Origin of the sequence: Peptostreptococcus sp. (assembly GCF_036639115.1) — a bacterium.
Classification (GTDB): Bacteria; Bacillota; Clostridia; order Peptostreptococcales; family Peptostreptococcaceae; genus Peptostreptococcus.
Window position 1 is genome coordinate 315,773 of record NZ_JAVWJH010000003.1, and the last position, 22,700, is coordinate 338,472.

At 30.2% G+C, this 22,700-nt stretch carries 20 protein-coding genes and 1 riboswitch; of the genes, 14 read left to right on the forward strand and 6 right to left on the reverse strand.

Annotated elements, in window-relative coordinates:
* Window positions 1–511: 511 nt before the first annotated feature.
* The 11 genes from RR561_RS05710 to RR561_RS05760 all read left to right on the forward strand — a co-directional run bounded on the left by RR561_RS05710 (window position 512) and on the right by RR561_RS05760 (window position 14,948).
* The gene (locus RR561_RS05710; RefSeq protein ID WP_332506594.1) at window positions 512–925 is read left to right on the forward strand and encodes a replication/maintenance protein RepL; all 414 of its coding nucleotides are present in this window, start codon (window positions 512–514) and stop codon (window positions 923–925) included.
* A gap of 28 nt (window positions 926–953) precedes the next feature.
* On the forward strand, window positions 954–1,544 hold the full coding sequence (locus tag RR561_RS05715; protein ID WP_332506595.1) for a hypothetical protein: 591 nt from the start codon (window positions 954–956) through the stop codon (window positions 1,542–1,544).
* Window positions 1,545–1,747: 203 nt separating this feature from the next.
* Window positions 1,748–4,339 (forward strand): ATP-dependent chaperone ClpB, encoded by a 2,592-nt coding sequence (gene clpB, locus RR561_RS05720; RefSeq protein ID WP_332506596.1) that lies wholly within the window; start codon window positions 1,748–1,750, stop codon window positions 4,337–4,339.
* Between the two features lie 724 nt (window positions 4,340–5,063).
* Window positions 5,064–6,359, forward strand: coding sequence for a branched-chain amino acid transport system II carrier protein (gene brnQ / locus RR561_RS05725; protein ID WP_332506597.1), 1,296 nt, complete (start codon window positions 5,064–5,066; stop codon window positions 6,357–6,359).
* A 248-nt stretch (window positions 6,360–6,607) separates the two neighbouring features.
* Window positions 6,608–7,546, forward strand: coding sequence for a helix-turn-helix domain-containing protein (locus tag RR561_RS05730; protein ID WP_332506598.1), 939 nt, complete (start codon window positions 6,608–6,610; stop codon window positions 7,544–7,546).
* A 248-nt stretch (window positions 7,547–7,794) separates the two neighbouring features.
* Window positions 7,795–9,537, forward strand: coding sequence for an ABC transporter ATP-binding protein (locus tag RR561_RS05735; RefSeq protein WP_332506599.1), 1,743 nt, complete (start codon window positions 7,795–7,797; stop codon window positions 9,535–9,537).
* A 1-nt stretch (window position 9,538) separates the two neighbouring features.
* On the forward strand, window positions 9,539–11,263 hold the full coding sequence (locus RR561_RS05740; RefSeq protein WP_332506600.1) for an ABC transporter ATP-binding protein: 1,725 nt from the start codon (window positions 9,539–9,541) through the stop codon (window positions 11,261–11,263).
* A gap of 468 nt (window positions 11,264–11,731) precedes the next feature.
* On the forward strand, window positions 11,732–12,106 hold the full coding sequence (locus RR561_RS05745; RefSeq protein WP_332506601.1) for a hypothetical protein: 375 nt from the start codon (window positions 11,732–11,734) through the stop codon (window positions 12,104–12,106).
* 68 nt (window positions 12,107–12,174) lie between these two features.
* Window positions 12,175–12,271, forward strand: a riboswitch (SAM riboswitch).
* Window positions 12,272–12,378: 107 nt separating this feature from the next.
* Window positions 12,379–13,347 (forward strand): methionine ABC transporter ATP-binding protein, encoded by a 969-nt coding sequence (locus RR561_RS05750; protein ID WP_332506602.1) that lies wholly within the window; start codon window positions 12,379–12,381, stop codon window positions 13,345–13,347.
* Window positions 13,337–13,990, forward strand: a complete 654-nt coding sequence (locus tag RR561_RS05755; RefSeq protein ID WP_332506603.1) for a methionine ABC transporter permease — start codon at window positions 13,337–13,339, stop codon at window positions 13,988–13,990. Before RR561_RS05750 ends, RR561_RS05755 begins: the two co-directional genes overlap by 11 nt.
* Window positions 13,991–14,129: 139 nt before the next feature.
* Complete coding sequence (locus RR561_RS05760; RefSeq protein ID WP_332506604.1) at window positions 14,130–14,948, forward strand: MetQ/NlpA family ABC transporter substrate-binding protein; 819 nt, start codon at window positions 14,130–14,132, stop codon at window positions 14,946–14,948.
* Between the two features lie 122 nt (window positions 14,949–15,070).
* On the opposite strand, the gene RR561_RS05765 is transcribed toward RR561_RS05760, so the two are convergent.
* Entirely contained in the window at window positions 15,071–16,108 is a 1,038-nt protein-coding gene (locus RR561_RS05765; RefSeq protein WP_332506605.1) for a DUF1002 domain-containing protein, read from the reverse strand.
* Window positions 16,109–16,275: 167 nt separating this feature from the next.
* Between RR561_RS05765 and RR561_RS05770 the strand changes: the two genes are divergently transcribed.
* Window positions 16,276–16,737, forward strand: a complete 462-nt coding sequence (locus tag RR561_RS05770) for a type I restriction enzyme HsdR N-terminal domain-containing protein (protein ID WP_332506606.1) — start codon at window positions 16,276–16,278, stop codon at window positions 16,735–16,737.
* 71 nt (window positions 16,738–16,808) lie between these two features.
* Here the strand turns inward: RR561_RS05770 and RR561_RS05775 are convergent, their stop codons facing one another.
* Complete coding sequence (locus RR561_RS05775; RefSeq protein ID WP_332506607.1) at window positions 16,809–17,681, reverse strand: NAD(P)-dependent oxidoreductase; 873 nt, start codon at window positions 17,679–17,681, stop codon at window positions 16,809–16,811.
* A gap of 143 nt (window positions 17,682–17,824) precedes the next feature.
* Between RR561_RS05775 and RR561_RS05780 the strand changes: the two genes are divergently transcribed.
* Entirely contained in the window at window positions 17,825–18,892 is a 1,068-nt protein-coding gene (locus tag RR561_RS05780; RefSeq protein ID WP_332506608.1) for a hypothetical protein, read from the forward strand.
* Window positions 18,893–19,150: 258 nt separating this feature from the next.
* Here the strand turns inward: RR561_RS05780 and RR561_RS05785 are convergent, their stop codons facing one another.
* The 4 genes from RR561_RS05785 to RR561_RS05805 all read right to left on the reverse strand — a co-directional run bounded on the left by RR561_RS05785 (window position 19,151) and on the right by RR561_RS05805 (window position 21,763).
* The gene (locus RR561_RS05785; protein ID WP_001291561.1) at window positions 19,151–20,368 is read right to left on the reverse strand and encodes a tyrosine-type recombinase/integrase; all 1,218 of its coding nucleotides are present in this window, start codon (window positions 20,366–20,368) and stop codon (window positions 19,151–19,153) included.
* Window positions 20,369–20,449: 81 nt separating this feature from the next.
* Window positions 20,450–20,653 (reverse strand): excisionase, encoded by a 204-nt coding sequence (locus RR561_RS05790; protein ID WP_000814511.1) that lies wholly within the window; start codon window positions 20,651–20,653, stop codon window positions 20,450–20,452.
* A 460-nt stretch (window positions 20,654–21,113) separates the two neighbouring features.
* The gene (locus RR561_RS05800) at window positions 21,114–21,344 is read right to left on the reverse strand and encodes a helix-turn-helix domain-containing protein (RefSeq protein ID WP_000857133.1); all 231 of its coding nucleotides are present in this window, start codon (window positions 21,342–21,344) and stop codon (window positions 21,114–21,116) included.
* Window positions 21,341–21,763 carry a sigma-70 family RNA polymerase sigma factor gene (locus RR561_RS05805; protein ID WP_000804885.1) on the reverse strand — a complete coding sequence of 141 codons (423 nt, stop codon included), beginning with the start codon at window positions 21,761–21,763 and terminating at the stop codon, window positions 21,341–21,343. Before RR561_RS05805 ends, RR561_RS05800 begins: the two co-directional genes overlap by 4 nt.
* A gap of 504 nt (window positions 21,764–22,267) precedes the next feature.
* On the opposite strand from RR561_RS05805, the gene RR561_RS05810 reads away from it, so the two are divergent.
* On the forward strand, window positions 22,268–22,621 hold the full coding sequence (locus RR561_RS05810) for a helix-turn-helix transcriptional regulator (RefSeq protein WP_001227347.1): 354 nt from the start codon (window positions 22,268–22,270) through the stop codon (window positions 22,619–22,621).
* Window positions 22,622–22,700 lie beyond the last annotated feature (79 nt).

Below are 22,700 nucleotides of genomic sequence, written 5' to 3' on the forward strand. Positions count from 1 at the left end.
ATAACATAAAAAACCTAAATAATTGCTTAATTTATCATTTAAAAAAAATGAATATTTGATAAGAGTTCTTTGCACATAAAAAATCTAAAAATTAAAAAAAATGAATATACTTATTTTCTTTAAAAAAAATAAAAATAAAGGTTTAGTAATTATATATGTTGTATAGTTATTTTATAGAAACTTTTGTATGTATGATAGCTTTTGTATATGTGATAGATAGATTAAATTATAACTTGACCTATTTGGGTATTTTATATTATTAGTATCTGAAAAAGTCTAAAATACGGATGGTTTAAAGTATGCTCATTAATAAGTAAAACAAATGGGTAATAAAAAAAATAATTTTTTTGAAAAAAGTTTAGCATATTTATAAACACAATAGTTTGTAAAAATAAAGTTTAGCATTTAGATAAATAAAAGTTTAGCATTTAGGTAAACTTTGGTTTTTTTTCAATTGACATGATTTTATTATCGTTGTATATTATTGTTACAGACAAAGGGGGATGAGTGAATGTTTGATATAGAAAAACATGATCGAAAAATAGATAGTACAGAGTATACAGAAAGTAGAAATGTAAACTTTAAAAAAAATGTAGAAAAATTTTTAAATGTTTCCCCAAAAAATTATGTAAAGACTATGGAATCTATAAGTTCTAAAAAGGCAATGATACCTATGATGTTGATTAGTCTTATGGACAAGGATAATAAAATAAAGATGACATTGAAAGAGTTATCAGAGCTATTAGATTATCCAAAGACAAGCCTATCGGTATTGTTTGGAGAGTATAGAAAATATGAGTTCATGCAAAAGGTAAGAAATGGGGTGTATATGATTAACCCATTAGTCTCATATAAAGGCTCTAAATATGAAAGAGATAAATTAGTTAAAGAGTACAGTAGAATTATTGAGGAAAATATTGTATGAAGAAAGGCAGAAGAAAGAGGGTATTAATATGGATTTTAAGTTTGATAGAGAAATAATGAAATGGTTTGATTCATTCTTTGAAGATCAAATTGATATATTTAATGTCAGTGATTTTTTATGCTCAATGCAAGAGTTTGATTCTAAAAAGAGAACGGATAATCTAATTGTACTAGAAAAGGAAAATTCAAATTATTGGAGATTAGAGTTTTCAATACCAAGAAACTATGTTATAAAGTTAAAAAAGAATGTTCATCCTTTTTTTGGTGAGTATATTTATGATCAGATTTCAATTTATAGTGATGATAAAATATATGACTTTATAAACCTATATATAATGAAGATTATGGACAATGTTGTAAAATATAGCTACTATCCAATGGAAAAAGTTTACTACATGGATTATAATGATGAGTTCATTAGAAAATGCAGATATCTACAGGTAGGTGAAAAGAGAGTCATAGATGAAGACTTGTATTTGATACCTTTATCAAATAAGAGTTTTGATTTTTTCAACTTCGCAAAAACCTTTAAATTAAATCTAAGTTTTGAACCAACAAAAGGTGAAGATCTTTTAGATAGCATACTGGATTTAAGAAAATCAATAATAGTTAAAGAATAATTTAAAAATTAGTAACTTATAAAATATAGTGATAACTATCTGAACGATAGTTATATATACTGTTGTTTAAGAAAGATTAAACAGAGCTTAATGTCGTGTAAAAATAAAAATGACTAGTTTGAACAATATATAAATAATTGTTCAATAAAATAAATAAGATTCTATAGTTATATTAATAAAGATACAGAAGGGACGTGTATTATATGAATGTAGAAAAAATGACTATAAGAGTGCAAAATGCACTAAATGACGCTTTTGCTGAGGCTGTAAAAAATAATAATCAGCAGGTAGATATAATTCATTTGGTATATGCATTGATGGACCAAGAGGACGGTTTAATTCCGAACATAATAGAGAAAATGAATATTAGTGTAGATGCTTTAAAGGATTCTCTAGGAAATGAGATGAAGAAGCTACCTAGAGTAACAGGTGAAGCAGCAAGTGCACAGGGAGTTACTGCCACTAGAAAGATAAATGAAGTTCTAGTAAAGGCTGAAGAAATTTCAGAACAGTTTAAAGATTCGTATATCAGTGTTGAGCATATAATGCTTGCAATATTTGATATCGAAAAAAATGGTAATATAGGAAATTTATTTAATAGATTTGGACTTACTAAGCAAGAATTTTTAAATACTTTAAACTCAGTAAGAGGGAATCAAAGAGTAGATACACAAGATCCAGAAGGAACATATGATGCCTTGGCAAAGTATGGTACTAATCTTGTAAAACTAGCACAGGACAACAAACTAGATCCTGTAATTGGTAGAGATGAAGAGATAAGAAGAACTGTAAGAATCCTTTCAAGAAGAACTAAGAATAACCCTATATTGATAGGTGAACCAGGTGTTGGTAAAACAGCTATTATAGAAGGTTTGGCTCAGCGTATAGTAAAGGGTGATGTTCCAGAAGGATTAAAGAATAAAATAATATTCTCTCTTGATATGGGAGCACTGATAGCAGGTGCAAAGTATAGAGGAGAGTTTGAAGAAAGATTAAAGGCAGTTTTAAAAGAAGTATCTAGCTCAGATGGTAAGATAATATTATTTATAGACGAGATACATAATATTGTTGGTGCAGGAAAGACTGAAGGCTCAATGGATGCTGGTAACTTAATTAAACCAATGCTTGCAAGAGGTGAACTAAACTGTATAGGGGCAACAACTTTTGATGAATATAGAAAGTATATAGAAAAAGACAAGGCTTTGGAAAGAAGATTCCAACCGATAATAGTAGAGGAACCAACAGTAGATGACACTATATCAATACTTAGAGGTCTAAAAGAAAGATTTGAAATACATCACGGCATAAGAATACATGATAATGCAATTGTTGCAGCAGCCAAGCTTTCTGATAGATATATACAGGATAGATTTCTTCCAGACAAGGCTATAGATCTGATAGATGAAGCAGGAGCTATGATAAGAAGTGAAATAGACTCTCTTCCTACTGAACTTGATGTTGTTAGAAGAAAATTATTTACTCTTGAAATAGAAAGAGAGGCTCTTTTAAAAGAAAATGATGAAAAATCTAAGGCAAGATTAAATGAGCTTGAGGCTGAACTAGCGGATCTAAAGGAAGAAAATGATAGTATGACATCTAAATATGAAGCTGAGAAGAGCAAGATAATGGATATCAAGCTATTAAAGGAAAAATTAGATGACGCCAAGGGTAGAGCGGAAAAATATGAAAGAGAATATGATTTTAATAAGGCTGCTGAAGTGAAATTTGGTGAGATTCCTACACTTGAAGAGCAAATTAAAAAATATGAAGAAAATATGTCCAAGCATACTGAAGAAAATACTCTACTAAAAGAAGAGGTAACAGAAAATGAAGTTGCAGATATAGTTTCAAAATGGACAGGAATACCTGTTACAAAGCTAGTTGAAACTGAAAGGGAAAAACTGCTTTTACTTGAAGATAAGTTACATGAAAGGGTAGTAGGTCAGGATGAAGCAGTAAAGGCTGTTTCGGATGCAATACTAAGGTCTAGAGCTGGTCTTAGCGATGAAAATAAGCCAATAGGATCATTTATATTCCTAGGACCAACAGGCGTTGGTAAGACTGAACTTGCAAAGACTTTAGCTAGAGAACTATTTGATAGCGAAGACAATATGATAAGAATAGATATGTCAGAGTATATGGAAAAGCATAGTGTATCTAGATTGGTAGGACCACCTCCAGGATATGTTGGATACGAAGAAGGTGGACAGTTGACTGAGGCTGTAAGAAGACAGCCATATTCTGTAATACTATTTGATGAAATAGAAAAAGCTCATAGTGACGTCTTTAACATGTTCTTACAGATACTAGATGATGGAAGGCTTACAGATAATAAGGGCAAAACAGTTGATTTTAGAAATACACTTATTATTATGACTTCAAATATTGGTAGTGAAATACTTCTAGAGGCTGGTGGCAAAATAGATGAGGATGTAAATTCTAGAATTAAAGAAATGATGAGGATGAGATTTAAGCCGGAATTCCTAAACAGAGTGGACGATATAATAATGTTTAAGCCACTTCAGAAGGAAGAAATCAAAAAGATAATAGATATATTCATGCAGAGTGTAAGAAATAGATTAAAAGAAAAAGATATTTCACTAAATATCACAGATGAAGCAAAAGATTCAATAGTAGAAGTTGGATATGATTCTGTATATGGTGCTAGACCACTTAAGAGATATATCAGCAATACTTTAGAAACTGAGATTGCAAAGAGGATAATATCAGGAAACATATCTAGTGGAGATACAATTAATATAGTAGCAGAAGATGGCAGAGTTGTTATTAAATAAAAAATAAATTTATAGTCAACTTTATATGTTAAGCTAGTATTAAAAAGGGCGACAGATAATTATAATCAGTCGCTTTTTTTATTGTAAAAAACTTGTTAAAAAGTGCTTTAGTATGCAAAAATAAGTTATAAAGGATTGATTAAAAATTAACTATAAATTTAGTTTTCGCATAATAATTATTATTTGAGCTCATTTTTTTATAAATTTAAATAAAAAGTTGAATTAAATAAAAAAGTAGTCAAAAAATAGAAAAATATAAGGTTTAACTTATTAAAGAATTAAGTATATTTGTAAAAGATATGATAGATACATATAAAGTGAAAAATATTAAGAATATAGCTTTAATAAAAAACAATACATATAAACTTTATAAAAGTAATATCAATATTGAGTATAACATATTATAAAAAATAAAATATTATATCCTCTATACTTATTAAAATAATAAGTGAGGTATTTTAATAAGTTTCATGAAAGTAAAATATTTTTTTTGAAAAAAAGATTATTTTGAGTAAAGCTTAAAAAAATAAATGAAAGTATCAAACTGTTTTTTATATTTATTTAATTAATAAAAAATAGCGTAATTACGAAAATAAAACAATTAATTAAGCCTATTTGTTATAAAAAAGTCGAATTTAAAGAATTGTTTGACAATACTGAAAATTGTAGGTATACTGATATTGAACTTATAATTTAGTCAGGGCTAAAAAAAAGGAGGAGTTCTATGAATATAAAATTTAAAGACATGATCGTAATTGGGTTCGCATTATTTGCAATGTTCTTCGGAGCAGGTAACTTGATATTCCCTCCATATCTAGGAGTTTTATCAGGGACCAAATGGCTTACAGGATTTATAGCATTTCTATTTGCAGATGGTGGTCTAGCTCTATTAGGAGTAATAGCGCTTACCAGAACAAGTGGAGATGTAAGGAAATTGTTTTCCAGAGCGGGCAGTAGGCTAGCAGTTGTAATCGCAACTATTATGGTCCTATGTATTGGACCGTTCTTGGCGATACCAAGAACAGCGGCAACTACTTTTGAGATAGGTATAGCACCTATATTTGGAACTTCATTTAGTCCAATATTATTCTCAATAATTTTCTTTGCAATCGTACTTTTATTGACTATCAGACCTTCAAAGGTTGTCGATATAGTTGGTGCATTCCTTACTCCAGCATTATTAATATGTTTGGCAGTATTGATTATCAAGGGAATAGTAATGCCTCTAGGTCAGCCTTTGGAAAGAACTTTGGTTGATAACGTATTTGTTACTGGTATCAATGATGGTTACCAGACAATGGATGCTATGGCAGCCTGTATATTCTCAGGTATAATAATAGCATCAGTTCATCAAAAAGGTTATACTGAAAAGAAAACTATGGTTAAGGCAACTATAATAGCTGGTATAATAGCATTTATAGGTCTTGCACTAGTATATGGTGGATTATCATATCTAGGAGCTACAGTTTCACCTTTATTCGATGACACAGTAGAAAGAACTTCATTATTAGTATTTATCACTCAGTCAATACTTGGTGAACCAGGTAAGGTTATATTGGCAGTTATAGTAGCACTTGCATGTTTAACTACTGCAATCGGACTTACTTCTTCTTGTGGTAACTACTTTAGAGAATTATCAAACGGAAAATTAAAGTATGAAGTAGTAGTAGTAGTAGTATGTGTGTTCTCAGCTATAGTTTCTAACTTCGGTGTTGATACTATTATAAGCTTGGCAGCCCCACTACTTGGTATGATTTATCCAGCAGTTGTTACTTACATAATATTAGGTATCTTTAATGATAAAATTAAAAATAATAATATTTTCAGATGTGCAGTATGGGTAGCTTTAATACTTGGTGTAGTATCAGTACTACCTACTATAGGAGTTACTGGATTAACATCAGTAGCAGAATCAATGAACAGCTGGCCAGGTGGTACACTTGGATTCTTCTGGATAGTTCCTGTAGTAATAGCTGGTATAATTGGTAACTTTATACCTATGAAGGCAACAAATAAATAAGAATACAATTAATTTAGTTTTAAATTAAAATAAAAGACAGACATTAATTAATGTCTGTCTTTTTTATGTTTTCAGTAGATATGATTAGAAAAACGATTATTATTAAAATAAAAATTTAGAAAAGAAATAGCTATAAATCCGGTAATTATTGACAATAATTATCAATGACATGTATAATAGAACTTAGAAATAAAACCGCAAAATAAGACAATTACTTACAGATATACTTTCGAAAGGGTGAATAATAGATGGATAATTACTATGATTTTTCTTTGGATATAACAAATGGATTGAATAATAAAGATGGTTTCTTTTATAAAGTAATAGATGAAAGTGGAGAGGGTAATATAGAAACTTATAATATTGTTGAGGGATTAAGCCTTACATTTAACGATATGAATATGTCAGCCCTTAGAAATAATATACAAACGGAAAATGATTTAATAGAAATTAACTATTCCATGATTGGTTCAGGTGAATATTTTTTTAAAAAGGGTGAGGCTTCAAAAGTATCAAGTGGTGATATAGCTATTTCAAAAAGAATGATTAAAGATAATAAACTATGTGTTTTTCCAATTAAACATTATTATGGAATATCAGTTTTTCTAGATATAGAAAAACTTTTAAAAAATGAAATGATAAAATACTTCGATATGGATCTTTATAAAATAGAAGAAATGATAAAGCCTGAAGGCGTGAAAGTTTATAAGTCTAACGAAAAAATAAAACATGTATTTGAAGAAATATATAATATTAAAAAAAGTGGTAAGATAAACAAAAACTTTATGATGTTGAAAATCCTTGAGTTTTTGATGATTCTCATAGATACAAATTGGAATCAGGAAGTCCTGAAATTTAGTTATATTAGAGAAAATGACTTAAATAAAATAAAAAAAATAGCTGAATTTATTGCTGATGATATTGAAACACACTATACTTTAGATGAACTGTCTACAATATTTGATATTTCAGTATCATCTTTAAAAATTAAATTCAAGGAAGTATATGGTAAAAGTATCTATAGTTATTCAAAAGAAATGAGAATTGAAAAGGCAAAAGAACTTTTAATTAAAACAGACTATTCAGTTACAAATATTGCAAGTATGGTTGGATATTCAAACCCATCTAAATTTACAGAAGCTTTTAAAAAAGAGTTGGGAGTAATACCTTCAAAATATTGCATATAAATAAAAATCTATAAATATTAATGAAAATCTATAAATATTAATAAAAAATTAGAATACCGATAAAATCTTATCGGTATTTTTATGTAAAATTTGAGCTAAAAAATAAAATTCAATAACTTTTTCAAAAAAATAACTAAGTGGAGCAAAAACTGCTTTTTGAGAGTGGTAAAAGAATATTAATTGATATATATTGTCATTAAGAAGATAAAATTTATATTGATAAACTAGAAATAATAAGGAGGTAAATTATGTTTGAAGTTTACAATAAATTACTTTCCTATGTGCCAGAAAAGAAAAAATTGGCATATTTAGGAGTGTTTTTTTCAGCAATATCAAGTCTATTTTTGATAGGATCATATTACTATCTATTCAAATTTTTAGATGGATTAATAGTTACACAAAATATTCATAACACTAAGCAATATGCGGTATTAATAGTAGTGTTATTAATATTACAGGGAATAATGTACTTTGTAGCAGTAGCAATAACTCATGCTTTAGGATTTAGATTGGAAACCAACTTGAGAAAAAGAGGTATTGAAGGGTTGATGAAATCTTCATTTTCATTTTTCGATTTAAATTCTTCAGGAAAAATAAGAAAAATTATAGATGATAATGCCCAAGAAACTCATGCTATAGTAGCACATTTAATACCAGATAACACGGCTGTAGTCGTAACACCGATACTTATGATTGCGTTAGGATTTTTTATTGATCCTAAAATAGGTGCATTTCTTATACTAATGACATTAGTTGGTTTCCTACAGATCAAGGCAATGGTTGGGAATCAAGAATTCATGGGAATTTATATTGAATCTTTGGAGACTCTAAATAGTGAAACTATAGAGTATGTTAGAGGTATGCAGGTAGTAAAAATATTTAAAACTACGGTATCCTCTTTTAAATCGCTTTTTAATGCAATAACAAGTTATTCAAAATATGCATTAGACTATGCATTTAGTTGTAGAAAACCATATATAATGTTTCAAGTATTATTCAATACATTTATAACATTTACAATTCCAATTGGAATTTTTTTAATCAATAGAGGAGAAAGTTCTGATATTATACTTAGAAATGTTATATTCTTTGCTTGCTTTGGAGGATTGATATTTGGAGTACTTCTAAAAGTTATGAGTGTTGGAAGATTTAAATATATGGGAATTTCAACAGTAGAAAAGCTAGAAAATCTTTATGATGACATGTTAAAAGATACCTTGAAAGAAGGAAATATTACAAACTTTGATTCATATGATATAGAATTTGATAATGTTAGCTTTGGATATGAAGAGGGAAAAGATATAATTTCAAATTTGAGCTTTAAGCTAAAAGAAAAACGTGTCTATGCAATAGTTGGTTCAAGTGGAAGTGGAAAGAGTACGATAGCAAAATTGCTTTCAGGATTTTATAATGCTCAGTCAGGACAAATAAAAATAGCCAATAAAAATATATTGGAATATAAAAAAGAAGCTCTAATGGACAATATTTCTTTTGTATTCCAAAACTCTAAGCTTTTTAAAAAGAGCATATATGATAATGTTAAAATTGGAAATCCAAATGCTACTAGAGAGCAGGTAATGACAGCACTATCTTTAGCTTGTTGTGATGAGATAATAGATAGATTGAAAGATAGAGAAAATACAATAGTAGGGTCTAGTGAAGTTCATCTTTCAGGTGGAGAAAAACAAAGAATAGCTATAGCAAGAGCAATTCTTAAGGATGCTAATATTGTTATATTGGATGAGGCATCAGCAGCTACAGATCCAGAAAATGAGTATGAAATACAGAAAGCTTTCTCAAATCTTATGTCTGGAAAAACTGTAATAATGATAGCACACAGACTAAGTTCTATAAAAAATGTTGACGAAATACTAGTAGTTGATGATGGTAAAATTATTGAACGTGGAACAGATAAAGAGCTCATGGAAAATGATGGGAAATATAAACAATTACAAACCCTATATGAATTAGCGAATGATTGGAGGGTCTAATATGATAAATAAAATAAAAAATAAATTTGCTCTTACTGAATCTGGGGCAAAGGGATTATTGAAGGCTTCGGTGTCAGCTTTCTTTATGTATGCGTCATATATGTTACCTATATTTTTGATTATGTTCTTTACACAAGATGTTTTAGAAGGTAATTTAAAAAGTGTGAGTTTTTATGTGATGGAAATAGTTATAATTGCTATTGTTATATGTACAATTGTATATATAAATTATAATGCTCTTTATACGGAAACATATAAAGAGAGTGCGAATTTAAGAATAGAGATAGCAGAAACTTTAAAATCATTACCACTATCATATTTTTCAAAGCACAATATATCAGATCTATCTCAGGTGATAATGAGTGATGTGGAAAGAATTGAACACGCCATGTCTCATGCAATTCCTCATGCTATAGGCTTTTCAGCCTACTTTTGTGTAATAGGAATCATGATGTTAGTTGGAAATATAAAGCTTGCTTTGTGCGTTTTGATACCAGTGGTATTGAGTTTTTTAATAATCAAAGGCTCAAAAAAATACCAAATCAAAGTTTCAACAAAGTACTTTGATCAGCTTAGAGAAAACTCTGAAAGTTTTCAGGAATCAATAGAGTTGCAACAAGAAATAAAAAGTTTTGGTTTAGAAAATAAAATAAAGAAGAATTTAGATAAAAAAATGGAGGAAAGTGAAAAAATACATTTAAGAACTGAGTTTTCACAAATACTACCAGTACAGATATCGAGCTCAATTTTAAAGCTTACTCTAGGAGTTACAATTTTCTTTGGAACAGCCGTTTATTTAAATGGAGAAGCTTCACTGTTATATTTGATTGGTTATATAATAGCCGCAGCAAAGATTATGGAAGGTGTAGATGGAGTATATGAAAATATAGGGGAAATCTTCTATATAGATGCAAGAATAAAAAGAATAAAAGAATTGAGGGAAACAAAAACACAAGAGGGAAAACCATGCGAAATTAATAATTTTGATATAGAATTTAAAAATGTAGACTTTTCTTACTCTAGAGAGGGAAGAAAGATAATAGACAATGTATCCTTTAGTGCAAGGCAAAATCAAGTAACTGCACTTGTAGGTCCTTCTGGTTGTGGTAAGACTACAATTTTAAAGTTAATGTCTAGATTATATGATAATGATTCAGGCGAAATTTTACTTGATGGAAAAAACATTAAAAACATTGATACTGATTCACTATTTGAAAATATATCAATAGTATTTCAGGATGTAACTCTATTTAACTCATCAATTATGGAAAATATAAGAATAGGAAAACTATCAGCTAGTGATGAAGAGGTCATAAAAGCAGCTAAATTTGCTGGCTGTGATAGCTTTATAAACAAGTTACCACAAGGATATAATACTTCTATTGGAGAAAATGGATCAAAATTATCTGGAGGAGAAAGACAAAGAATTTCTATTGCAAGAGCAATATTAAAAGATGCTCCAATTATTATACTGGATGAAATAGCAGCATCTTTGGACATAGAAAATGAGAAAAAAATACAAGAAAGTTTGAATAAATTGATAAAAGGTAAGACAGTAGTAATAATTTCTCATAGATTAAAATCTATAGAAAATGCTAACAAAATTATAGTTATGAACAATGGAAAGATTGAGTCACAAGGAACGCATAAAGAATTTTTATCAAATTCCAAACTTTATCAGTCTATGATTGAGAAATCAAATATGACTGAGGAGTATGTATATTAAAAAAAGATAATCTTTAAAAATAAAAGCAATGCCTGTAAATTTACAGGCATTATTTTTTTATTTAGAATTTTATTTGTAAAAATGCTCAATTATAAAATTATTGCTATAGTTACAATTATTTATGCATTATATTATAGCATTTTTAAATAGATATTTATTATTGAAAATAAATATACCAAGTAGTGTTTTGTCCTGAGAATAAAAGTGTTTTAAAAATATTTGTTTACAAAATATGAGAAATAAGAAATCTTTATTAACTTAAATATAAAGTGTGTATTAGAAAAAATAAATAAGAGTATTAAAAAAGTTAACAAAAAATCTGCAATATATTAATTTTTTAAAGTAAATAAATTCCAAAAAATATTTGCGTATAAAAATCAGAAAATACATTTAATTACCCCCTAATTATGATATAATACTATACGGTATATAAAATATCGTGAGAGTAGGAACTTTTGGGAGGATACTATGGCTAAGAAGAAAAAGAAAGAAAAAGCATATTATGAAAAAGATATAAGACCAGAACATTTAAAAGAAGAAAATAAAAAAAAGGTAGATTTATTTTCTAATCCATCATTTATGATTGCTATGGGGTTTTTGATAGTTATGTACTCTAGGATGTTGGCAATTCCTTTATCAGCTAGGTTGATAGCTATATTAGGTCTTGGCGTTATGGGATCTGGGGTAGTTAAGTCAATAAAAATACACAGAGGAACTATAGCAGATTCAAAGGGAGTTAAAAGGTATTCAAAAACAAATTTAATAATTGATTATATTATGATATTATTAATTGTAGGTGGCATGATTTTTAATGCTATAGTGCTTTTTAAGACTTATTTTTAAGAATAAAATATTTACGTATTGACAAATACCTTATTAGGATATATCATTAATACATAACAATTGCATATCTCTTATCGAGAGAGGTGGAGGGACTGGCCCTATGAAACCCGGCAACCTGAGAAATCAAGGTGCTAATTCCAGCAGCATATAGCTGAAAGATGAGTAGAAATTCCTATGTCTGGGTTTATTTTACTCAGACATTTTTTAGTACACAAAATTAAAAAAATTAATATAAAAATTAATATAAATAAAATAGAAAGGAGAAAAAATTTATGATAGAAATTAAAAATGTCAATAAAAGTTTTGGAGAAAACAAAGTATTGACAGATGTAAATTTTACAATAAAAGATGGCGAAATATTTGGTATAATTGGGCATAGTGGTGCTGGTAAATCAACACTTTTAAGATGTATAAACCGATTGGAAGCATTTGATTCAGGAGAAATTATTGTCAACGATCAAAATGTAGGTATTCTGGATGATAAAAAACTTAGAGACCTAAGAAAAAATTTAGGTATGATATTTCAACATTTTTCACTATTAGAAAGAAAAACAGTGTTTGATAATGTGGCATTACCTATGGAATGTCATGGTTACAGCAAAGAGGAAATAAAAGCAAGAGTAGAAGAATTGTTAGACTTGGTGGGGATATTAGATAAGAAAGATTCAAGACCAAAGAATTTAAGTGGAGGTCAAAAACAAAGAGTTGCAATAGCTAGAGCGCTAACAATGAATCCATCTGTACTTCTTTGTGATGAGGCAACTTCTGCACTAGATCCAAAGACAACGAGTTCTATTTTATCTTTGTTACAAGAAATAAATCAAAAACTAGGAATAACTATAATAGTCGTTACTCATCAGATGGAAGTTATTAAGCAAATTTGTACAAGAACTGCTATCATGGATGACGGTAGAGTGCTTGAAATAGGGGATACAGAAGAAATCTTTTTAAATAGTCCAATTGCTCTTAGAAAAATACTCGGTGAAGATGATATTGTCTTGCCAGGTGGTGTTAATTTAAAGCTTTTATTTACAAATGATAGATCAAATGAGGCAATTATAACAGGTATGTCTAGAGAATTAGATATAGATGTATCAATAATATTTGGTAAATTAGAAAAATTCAGAGATAATATTTTAGGATCACTTATAATAAATATTCCAGAGGATTCAGTAGAGCAAGTAAAAGAATACTTAACAAAGCGTGATATGAGATGGCAGGAGGTAGACAATGAGCTTTAGTGATTATTTTAGAAATTTGTTTCCAAGTGCAATGTTACAGACTATGTATATGATATTGGTTCCAACTATTATAGCATCTCTTTTAGGATTTATTATAGCAATTATATTAGTTACAACAAAAGAAGATGGCTTAAAGCCAAACAAATCTGTAAACAGAGTTCTTGGGTTAATAGTAAATGTACTTAGAAGTTTTCCATTTATGATACTTATAGTGGCAATGATACCAATTACAAGAATGATAGTTGGTACAAGTATAGGCGAAACAGCGGCTATAGTACCTATAACAGTTGGTTCAGCTCCTTTTATAGCAAGGCTTATAGAAAGTTCTCTTGATGAAGTTGATAAGGGATTAATAGAAGCAGCTAGGTCATTTGGAGCTAGTAATACACAAATAATATTTAAGGTAATGGTAAAAGAGGCTACACCATCGATTATTACAGGTATCACTTTGTCAGCTATAACTATACTAGGCTATACTGCTATGGCAGGTGCTGTAGGTGCTGGTGGACTTGGTAATGTAGCTCTAATGTATGGATACCAACAGTTTGATAAGAATGTAATGATATTTACGGTTATATCACTTGTAATTATAGTACAAATTATACAAGGTATAGGAGATTTTCTTTATAAAAAATTAAAGTAAAAATATATAATTAGAAGTTGAAGTAAAATTAAATAAACTGTAAATTTAATTTAAAAAGTCATAAAAATTAGAAAAATATGGATATTATTTATTCATTTGTAATATATTTTATAAAATTATAATTTAGGAGGAATCATTTATGAAAGCAAAAAAATTGTTAACACTTACAGCGGTTGCTGTATTATCTTTAGGTTTAGTAGCTTGTGGTGGAAATAAGGATGCAGGAAAAACTTCGGGTGATGATAAGACTATTGTAGTTGGAGCAACACCAAATCCACATGCTGAAATACTAAATGATGTGGTAAAGCCTCTACTTGAAAAAGATGGATATAAGTTAGAAGTAAAGGTATTTAATGATTATGTACTCCCAAACAAGGGTCTTACAGAAAAGTCTTTAGATGCAAATTTCTATCAGCATAGTCCGTATCTAGACGAGTATAATAAGAAAAATAACACGGATCTAACTTATACTGTAAAGGTTCATTTAGAACCAATGGGAGTATATTCTGATAAAGTGAAAAAGGTAAATGATGTAAAAGATGGTGCCTTAGTAGCAGTTCCAAATGATCCAACGAACGAATCAAGAGCACTAAAGCTATTAGCTAAAGAAGGTTTGATAAAAGTAGCAGATAAGGAAATTCTTACAAAGAATGATATCACAGAAAATCCTAAGAATATTGTAGTAAAAGAACTTGCAGCAGAACAACTTCCAACAGCACTTAAAGATGTTGATTTAGATGTAATAAACTCAAATTATGCATTAGAAGCAAAGTTAAATCCACTGAAGGATGCAATTGCAACTGAAGCTAAGGATTCTCCATACTCAAATATCTTGGCTGTGAGATCTGATAATAAGGATGATGAAAAAATAAAGGCACTTAGCAAGGCTATAACATCTCCAGAAGTAAAGAAATACATAGAAGATAATTATAAAGGTGCTATAATACCATCTTTTTAATTAAAATTAATTTACGGTCATAATTTCTATACTAATTTATAGAATTTATTTAATAAAAGAAAAAGTCTTCCCTATATAGAGAAGACTTTTTCTTATTTTATTGAATAATAGTATCGACTAAATTAATTAAATAGTGACTGGAAAAAACTCTTAATTTTATCCCAAAGACCACTATCATTTACCTTTTGACCGACATCCTCCGCAGCTTTTTGCGCACTTTCTATACCAGAAGCAGTAGTACTTACTACAGCATCTTTAGATAGTTTGGAATCGTCAAATTGGTTAAAGAACTCTTTTGCATCTTTATTATTGTTTATAAAAGATTTAGCCTTATTAAATACACCATCTATATCGACCTTTTCACCGGCTTCTTTAAGATTGTATCCAACATTGGCACTTATATTATCTAAAGTATCTTTCATATCTTTATAATTGTAATTTTGGTTACCGATATCTTTTAATAAATTTACGATAACATTGATATCACCAGCATTAAGAGTCACATTATAGTTATTAGCAACGTCTTTTACAGCTTTTTCAATATCTTTTTCATCTTTTAATCCATCTTTAATTACTTCTTTTTTTGAATCATTTATAATACCAGAAGCTTTGTCTTTTCCAACCTCTTCAGCTAGAGTACCAGTAGCAACAAGTTCTTTGTTTGCAAGCTGTTTTTTCTCTTCAGTAAGTTGTTCACCAGAAGATTTTTCAAACGCCATTATTATTCCAGTTAAGGCTCCAGTACCGCTCACTGGGAATGGTGCTGCAGCAACTACATTGGCATTATCTACTCCTGCAGTAGATAGAGTAGAGGCTATCATAGAGCTTGTTACCCACGTAATATTAGATGTTTTAACATTAATACCACCACTAGCAGTAGGAACTACATAAGATGAAGACATAGTTACATGCCCTAGCTGGCTATCTGGAGCAACTCCACTTAGGTATTTTCTTTCTTGCTGATTATTAACATACATTATTTCAGGATTATTTTCATCAACTCCAAAATAGTTTAAAATTTCTTTTTTCTGCTGTTGATTTAAGTTAGCACCTATTGTAATTACTTCGCCAGTTGAATCGGCGTGTGCAAATCCTATCATCATAGTAAATACCATCATTAAAGACAGACATACTGAGACGATTCTCTTAATATTTTTCATACTTTCCCTCCAATACTAATAACAATAATAGTTACACTAAGAGTCTAAGACAAGATTATACTAATTTACTTAATTTATCCTTTAGTGCTTTCCTTTTTATAGACTTTAAATATATTCAATGGTATAATATTAGCAAGATTGATTATAATAATTTGGAGGTATAAGCTATGTCAAAAGAATTAGTTAAGGATAGAGTAGTTGAATATTTAATTCAAGAATTAAGTGTTCCTGAAAACATGGTAGAAACTGATGTACCACTATCAGAATATGAAGATGGGGTAGAAGGTCTATTAGATATCACTGTAGTAACAGAAGATGAAGAGGGAAGTTTAATACCTCTAATGGTAGTACAGTGTATGGATGATGATATCGAATTAGATAGTGATGTAGTAGATGGTCAGATGGACTTCTTAGAACTAATCGATGCAACTACTCATGTTGGTAGAATGATACTAACAAACGGTGATCAGATGATGTATGCTGATTGGAATGGTACTGAGCTAGAAGAAGAAGATGCTCTTCCTTCATATGATCGTATGGTTAGAGAATTCAAGGAAACTGAAAAAGAGTACTTAGAATTTATCGCTGAAAATCCAGATCATGTATGTGATGAAAACTGTGACCACTAATAAGTAAGTTTATAATTAAAAAAATTATAATTAATGGCTATGAGAATTCTCATAGCCATTTTTATTAAATATTAATCATCTTCTTTTTCATAAAACTTATATAAAGCCTGTATCCCTAGATTTCCATAACCTTCTTTTTCAAGTAGTTTATAATTTTCTAATACAGTATTTAAAACAGGTAGATCGATATCTTTATTATTAGCTTCTTTTATAGCTATTTCCATATCTTTTACAAAATGTTTGATAAAAAAGCCTGGATCATATTCTTCATCCAAAATTTTTGGAGCCATATTTTCCATTTGGAAGCTAGCTGCAGCGCCAGTACTGATTGTAATTAAGGTCTTAGTCTCATCTAGTCCAACCTTATTTGCATAATATAAAGCCTCGCAAACGCCAGATATAGCACCAGATATTGCTATTTGATTAGCCATTTTAGTATGTTGTCCACTTCCAGCAGGACCTTCATAAATAACAATATTGCCTAGGCAATTAAAGATCGGATAACATGCTTCGTAATCTCTTAATTCCCCTCCAACCATAATAGTAAGAGTCCCATCCACAGCTCTTATATCACTTCCTGAGACAGGTGCATCCATAAAATGAAGACCTTTACTTTCAGCTTCCTTAAATAGTTTTTTTGCTAGTTCAGGATCTGTAGTGGTCATATCAATTAAGTAAGAACCCTCTTCGGCATTTTCTATAATACCATCTTTTCCCAAATAGATCTCTTCAATATCACTTGGGTAGCCAACCATAGTTATTATAATTTTTTTATCTGATACACATTCTTTTACAGAATCACACCAATGTGCACCTTCCTCTATTAAATCTAATGCTTTTTCTTTAGTTCTAGTGTAAAAAGAAATATCTATATTTTTCTTCATAAAATTTCTAATCATATTCTTTCCCATTACACCTGCTCCAATAAATGCTACCTTTTGCATAAATAACACCTCCTAAATTAAAAACAAATACAATTACAAGATATAGCTTTATATAAATTTTAACATTTTTCGGAACAAATAACCAGTGATTCATTGATTTGAAAAGTGTATTTTGATATACTCAATGATATTGGAGGTATAATATGGATAATAAAAACACTATAAAACCGATGGTAGAAGCAAGTATTTTAACTTCTATTTTTGTGGTTTTGACACTAGCTTGTACGGCTATTGGTCTTGGTTTTTTTGGATACTATGATTTTTTAGTTCCTGTTTTTTTTGCAATTATATATATAAGATGTGGTTGGAAATATTCATCTCTGAGTGTAATTATTTCTATACTGATTACTTTTTTTATTTTGGGAAATCCTATTACGCCAATTATGCTTATTCAAGGATCTATAATAGGGCTTTTTACAGGATATATTTTACTTAATATGGATGAATTAGGCAATGAAATAATAGTAGTATCAATCCTTAGCTTATTGATGTTATTTGTATTTGACTACATTATGAGAACATTTACCAATGTTTCTTTGGTTTCCAATTTTGATGAATTTTCAAAAGAAATGTATTTGTTTATAGATAAAGTGTCTAAAATGTTAAACTCAGGAGAATCAGGCAAGTCATCTATACAAATATTGGATAATTATAGACAGATGTTAGCCAGTGATACTATCAAACAGAGTTTCTTTTTTAGTTTTTCATTGATATCATTTGGTAGTGGAGTTATAATATATTTTTTAACTATGATAGCCTCTAAAAAAATAAAGTTGGATTTTTATGGGAAAAAATATAAATTAAAACTAATTGGTAGTTTAAAAAGGAATGTTCGATTTATTTATTCAAGTAGAAAATTGTTCATTATAATGATTGTATACATTCTTTTTGCGGAATTATTAAAGGTATTCAAAGTAAGTTCAGGGATAGAATATGTAGATGGATTTATATTTTCTCTAGAATATTTGTTTGCAATATTTACTTTTAAAGATTCAATGGTCATAATAGAAAATAAAATGATAGCAGAGAGTGCTAGTGTAAAGCAGGCTAAAAGGTATAGAATACTTATAATAATACTTTTTTTTATAAATATAAAAATAATGTATATAGCTGCAGTGGTCAGTTATTTGGTGAATGATTGGAATGGTAAATATAGAGCTTTATTTTCAAAAGCACTGGATAAAAATCTAGAAAAAACAAATAGAATATAATTTATATAGCTTTAAAGATGATTAATATTTAATAAAAATGGCTATGAGAATTCTCATAGCCATTAATTATAATTTTTTTAAATAAAACAAAGTATAAATTTCTAATTATCTTTTTATATTTTCTTAAATGCTCGTAAAGCCTTATTCTATGTGCTTTCGAGTATTTTTACTGTAGGAAGATACTTCACGTTTCTTTGCATATTTCCTCATGTCTTAGCTGTCAGAAGTGGTAAATAAGTAGTAAATTCATTTGTACTACTAAGCAACAAGACGCTCCTGTTGCTTCTCTTTATTCAAGCGTTTCATTTCTGCCATTGCAGAATCGAATGTTGCATGTGCGTAATAGTTCAGCGTCATGGCTATATTAGCATGTCCCATAATGTACTGTAATGCCTTTGGATTCATTCCTGCATTTGCATAGTTGGTACAGAATGTATGTCGCAAACTATGTGGAGTGATGTGTGGCAATTTATCCTCGTTATACTTATTGTATTTCTTAACAAGACCTTTCATCATGCCGTTGTAATCACTTGCCACTTTTGGATAGTTCTTTCTATTAAGAAAGAGGAAATCACTATATCCATCAATCTCAACACGCTTATCATTCTTTCGATTCGCTAACACTCGCTTAAATGCTTGATAGGCTTCTTCAACCATAGGAACTTGACGTTCGCCACTTTTGGTCTTTGGTGTTTCAATGTAGTACCCAATTTCAGTATCTCTCAATAGCTGATGGTCTATATTGACAAGACGATTCTCAAAATCTAAATCTGGAAGTGTCAAACCACCAAACTCTGAAATACGAAGACCTGTTTTTAAGAGTATCAGAATTTCATCATAATTTTTGCTGTAGGTTTTATCAGCTTTTGCAAAGGCTAACAGTTTTTCTTCCTGTTCTTCTGTTAGTACGGTCTTAGGGACAGTATCATCATCAAGAACTGCTTTCAGTTGAAAGTCAAATGGATTCTTCCGAACACAATCATCTTGTATAGCAATATAGAATGAAGCCTTTAAAGAACGTTTGTAGTTATTGATGGTTTGATAAGCATAACCATTTTCACTCATTCTAATAGCCCATTCTTTAGCGTCTGATGGCTTAATACTGTCAATACTTCTTACACCTAACTTGTCTTTCTTCAAAATATCCATAAGATATTTGCGTCCAGTTTCAGTGTTTTTTCTAACCTTTGGTCTTTGAGCGTTCTGTTTTGCGTAAAGCTGGCAGAGTGTCATTTTCTTTCCTACAACATCAATACCATCATGAATGTCTTTCTGTAACTCTGCGATTTTCTCTCTAAGTGAGATACAATCACGCTTTCCTGCTGGTACTCGGTCTGTAGCCACAAGTTTCCACGAGTAAACAAATTGCGGTTCTCCAAATGAATCTATATATTTGTATAAGTATCTTCCGTCTTTTCGTTGGCTCTCTCCAGTCTTTAAGATTCGACCTTTATTGTCACGTCTTTTTTCTGACATGGCATTTGCTCCTTTCCTTTATGGAAAGAGCCTTGATACGACTTAATACTATTTTATCATATACAAGACCCTTTGGCGACGCTAGATTGCGTCCAATGTATCTATAATTTTTTCAAATTGTTTTCGTTTAATCTGAATACGATTGCCATTCATAATCAGCCAATTTGCATTTTTATTTTCCTCTGCCAAGCGTCGTAGCTTGTTTTCGCCAATACGAAAATATTTTGACGCTTCTTCAATGGTTAGGGTATAACGTTCCCAAATAGGAATGTCAGTCTGCTTCATAAAATCCTCCTTTCCAAATCACTTATTTGGATTTCATAAAAGTTGTTTTACCAGCAATCGAACAGCTTTAGCAAAGCTCACGGGAGTTCCACCCCTGCATGGTTCTCATGTAGCCATACTCATTGCCTGCGACGGTTTTATCACGCTCGGACTATTGACTGTATGGGAGTATCATTATCACGATAAGAATGTCGTTGCAGGCAATCCTGCTAAAGATTGCTTCTCGGATCACTAACATGAATCGCTCGCTATCTTTATAAGATAGGTCATGGCGGTTAGTTCCGTTGGCTCTTTTCTTATCGAAACGTATTCGATTACTTTTATTCAGTTTTCAAAGAACAATGGCTCGTTAGCCTATCAAAACACATTGAAAGCTCAATATGCTTTGGTGGAATAACAAACCTCCCTGTTCGGGAAGCGTGGAATGGTTTAGCACGCTTCCACGAAAGGAGAGAGGATATTACTTAATTTCAAATGACAAAATCTTTGTAATCAGTCTGGTTTCCATTCTTCCACGTAAGACTTCATCAACGACCATACTTTGATTGCCATATTCATCTTTCATAAGTCGTAGGGAACGCTTCGTTATGTACCCTCTGTAATGATGTAGAATCTGGTTAATCGCTTCGGTATCGCCATCTGTTGCCTTTACAATGAGAGGAAAGGGAATCATAGGATATTGTGTTTTCATTCTTCAAATTCCTCCATAAACTTTTTAATTAAGGCTAGTCCACTGGTTCTATGCCGATAGACAGTAGAACGGTTCAATTTCAACAGGTCTGCAATTTCTGAATCGCTCATGTCCATAAAGTAAAACAGCAGTAGAATTTCACGTTTCTTGTCTGGCAACTCACGTAATGCTTCACTCAACAAATCATTTTCAACGCCTACTGATAACCCATTGAGTGTAAAAATCTGAAAGTCAGTTGAATAGTTATCTGTTGTCGCAAACTGGCTAACAAGATAATCGCCAACATCCGAAAAGGACACCTCACGCTTTGCAATCCTTGAAAGATAAAGCATATAATTCTTTCGCTCGTCTTCCATAGCACGTTTACAGATATAGTCAAACTGATTTTCTATTGTGGTCTGAAAAGAAGATGGTTTCATGTTTCTCACCCCCTTTCTGTCTAGGAAAGGAAGTGAGCCTTGCTCGTTTATCTCCTTTCACTCTTAGTCCCAATGTGAAAGGGGGATTTGTTGCATTACTGATAAATAAACTTTGTAAAAAAGTTCTGAATAGCCAAAAAAGCATATAAACAGATTTATTTCTCTGTTTACATGCTTCTGTTATTCTATCTATATGATTTATAAAACCACATTGGTGGACGTACTTATCTATTGCAGATAGACGACTTTTTTTGACAAGAACCCAATGTAAGGAAATTTATTGTATATGATGTACTTCATGGCGACGTTGACCTCCAACAAACCGCCATTTGGAAGTAATATACAATATTTTAACAGCGTAAATAGCACTACCATATAACGGTTTTTTTTATTGGCGTTTAGTAGTGCTTTTTATTAAATATAAACCTATAAACCATATAACACGTTTTTCTATACCTGTTTTTAATTCAGTAGGAACAATAAAATGTATAGAGGTGGTCTACTATGCGTAAAAAAGAAGATAAATATGATTTTAGAGCCTTTGGTTTAGCCATTAAAGAAGCTCGATTGAAACGAGGTTTAACTCGTGAACAAGTGGGAGCATTGATTGAAATTGACCCACGGTACTTAACTAATATTGAAAATAAAGGGCAACACCCCAGCATACAAGTTCTTTATGACCTTGTATCGTTACTTCATGTTTCCGTTGATGAATTTTTCTTACCTGCTAATAACTTGGTAAAAAGCACCCGACGATTACAGATAGAGAAATACATGGATAGCTTTACAGACAAAGAACTATCCTTAATGGAATCTTTAGCCAGCGGTATCAACGAAGCAAGAAACATCGAAGACTAATTAAAAGAATCCATACATAACGGAAAGAGCCGATAAAATGAGATTGTATTAATCTCATTTTATCGGCTCTGCGTCTTTG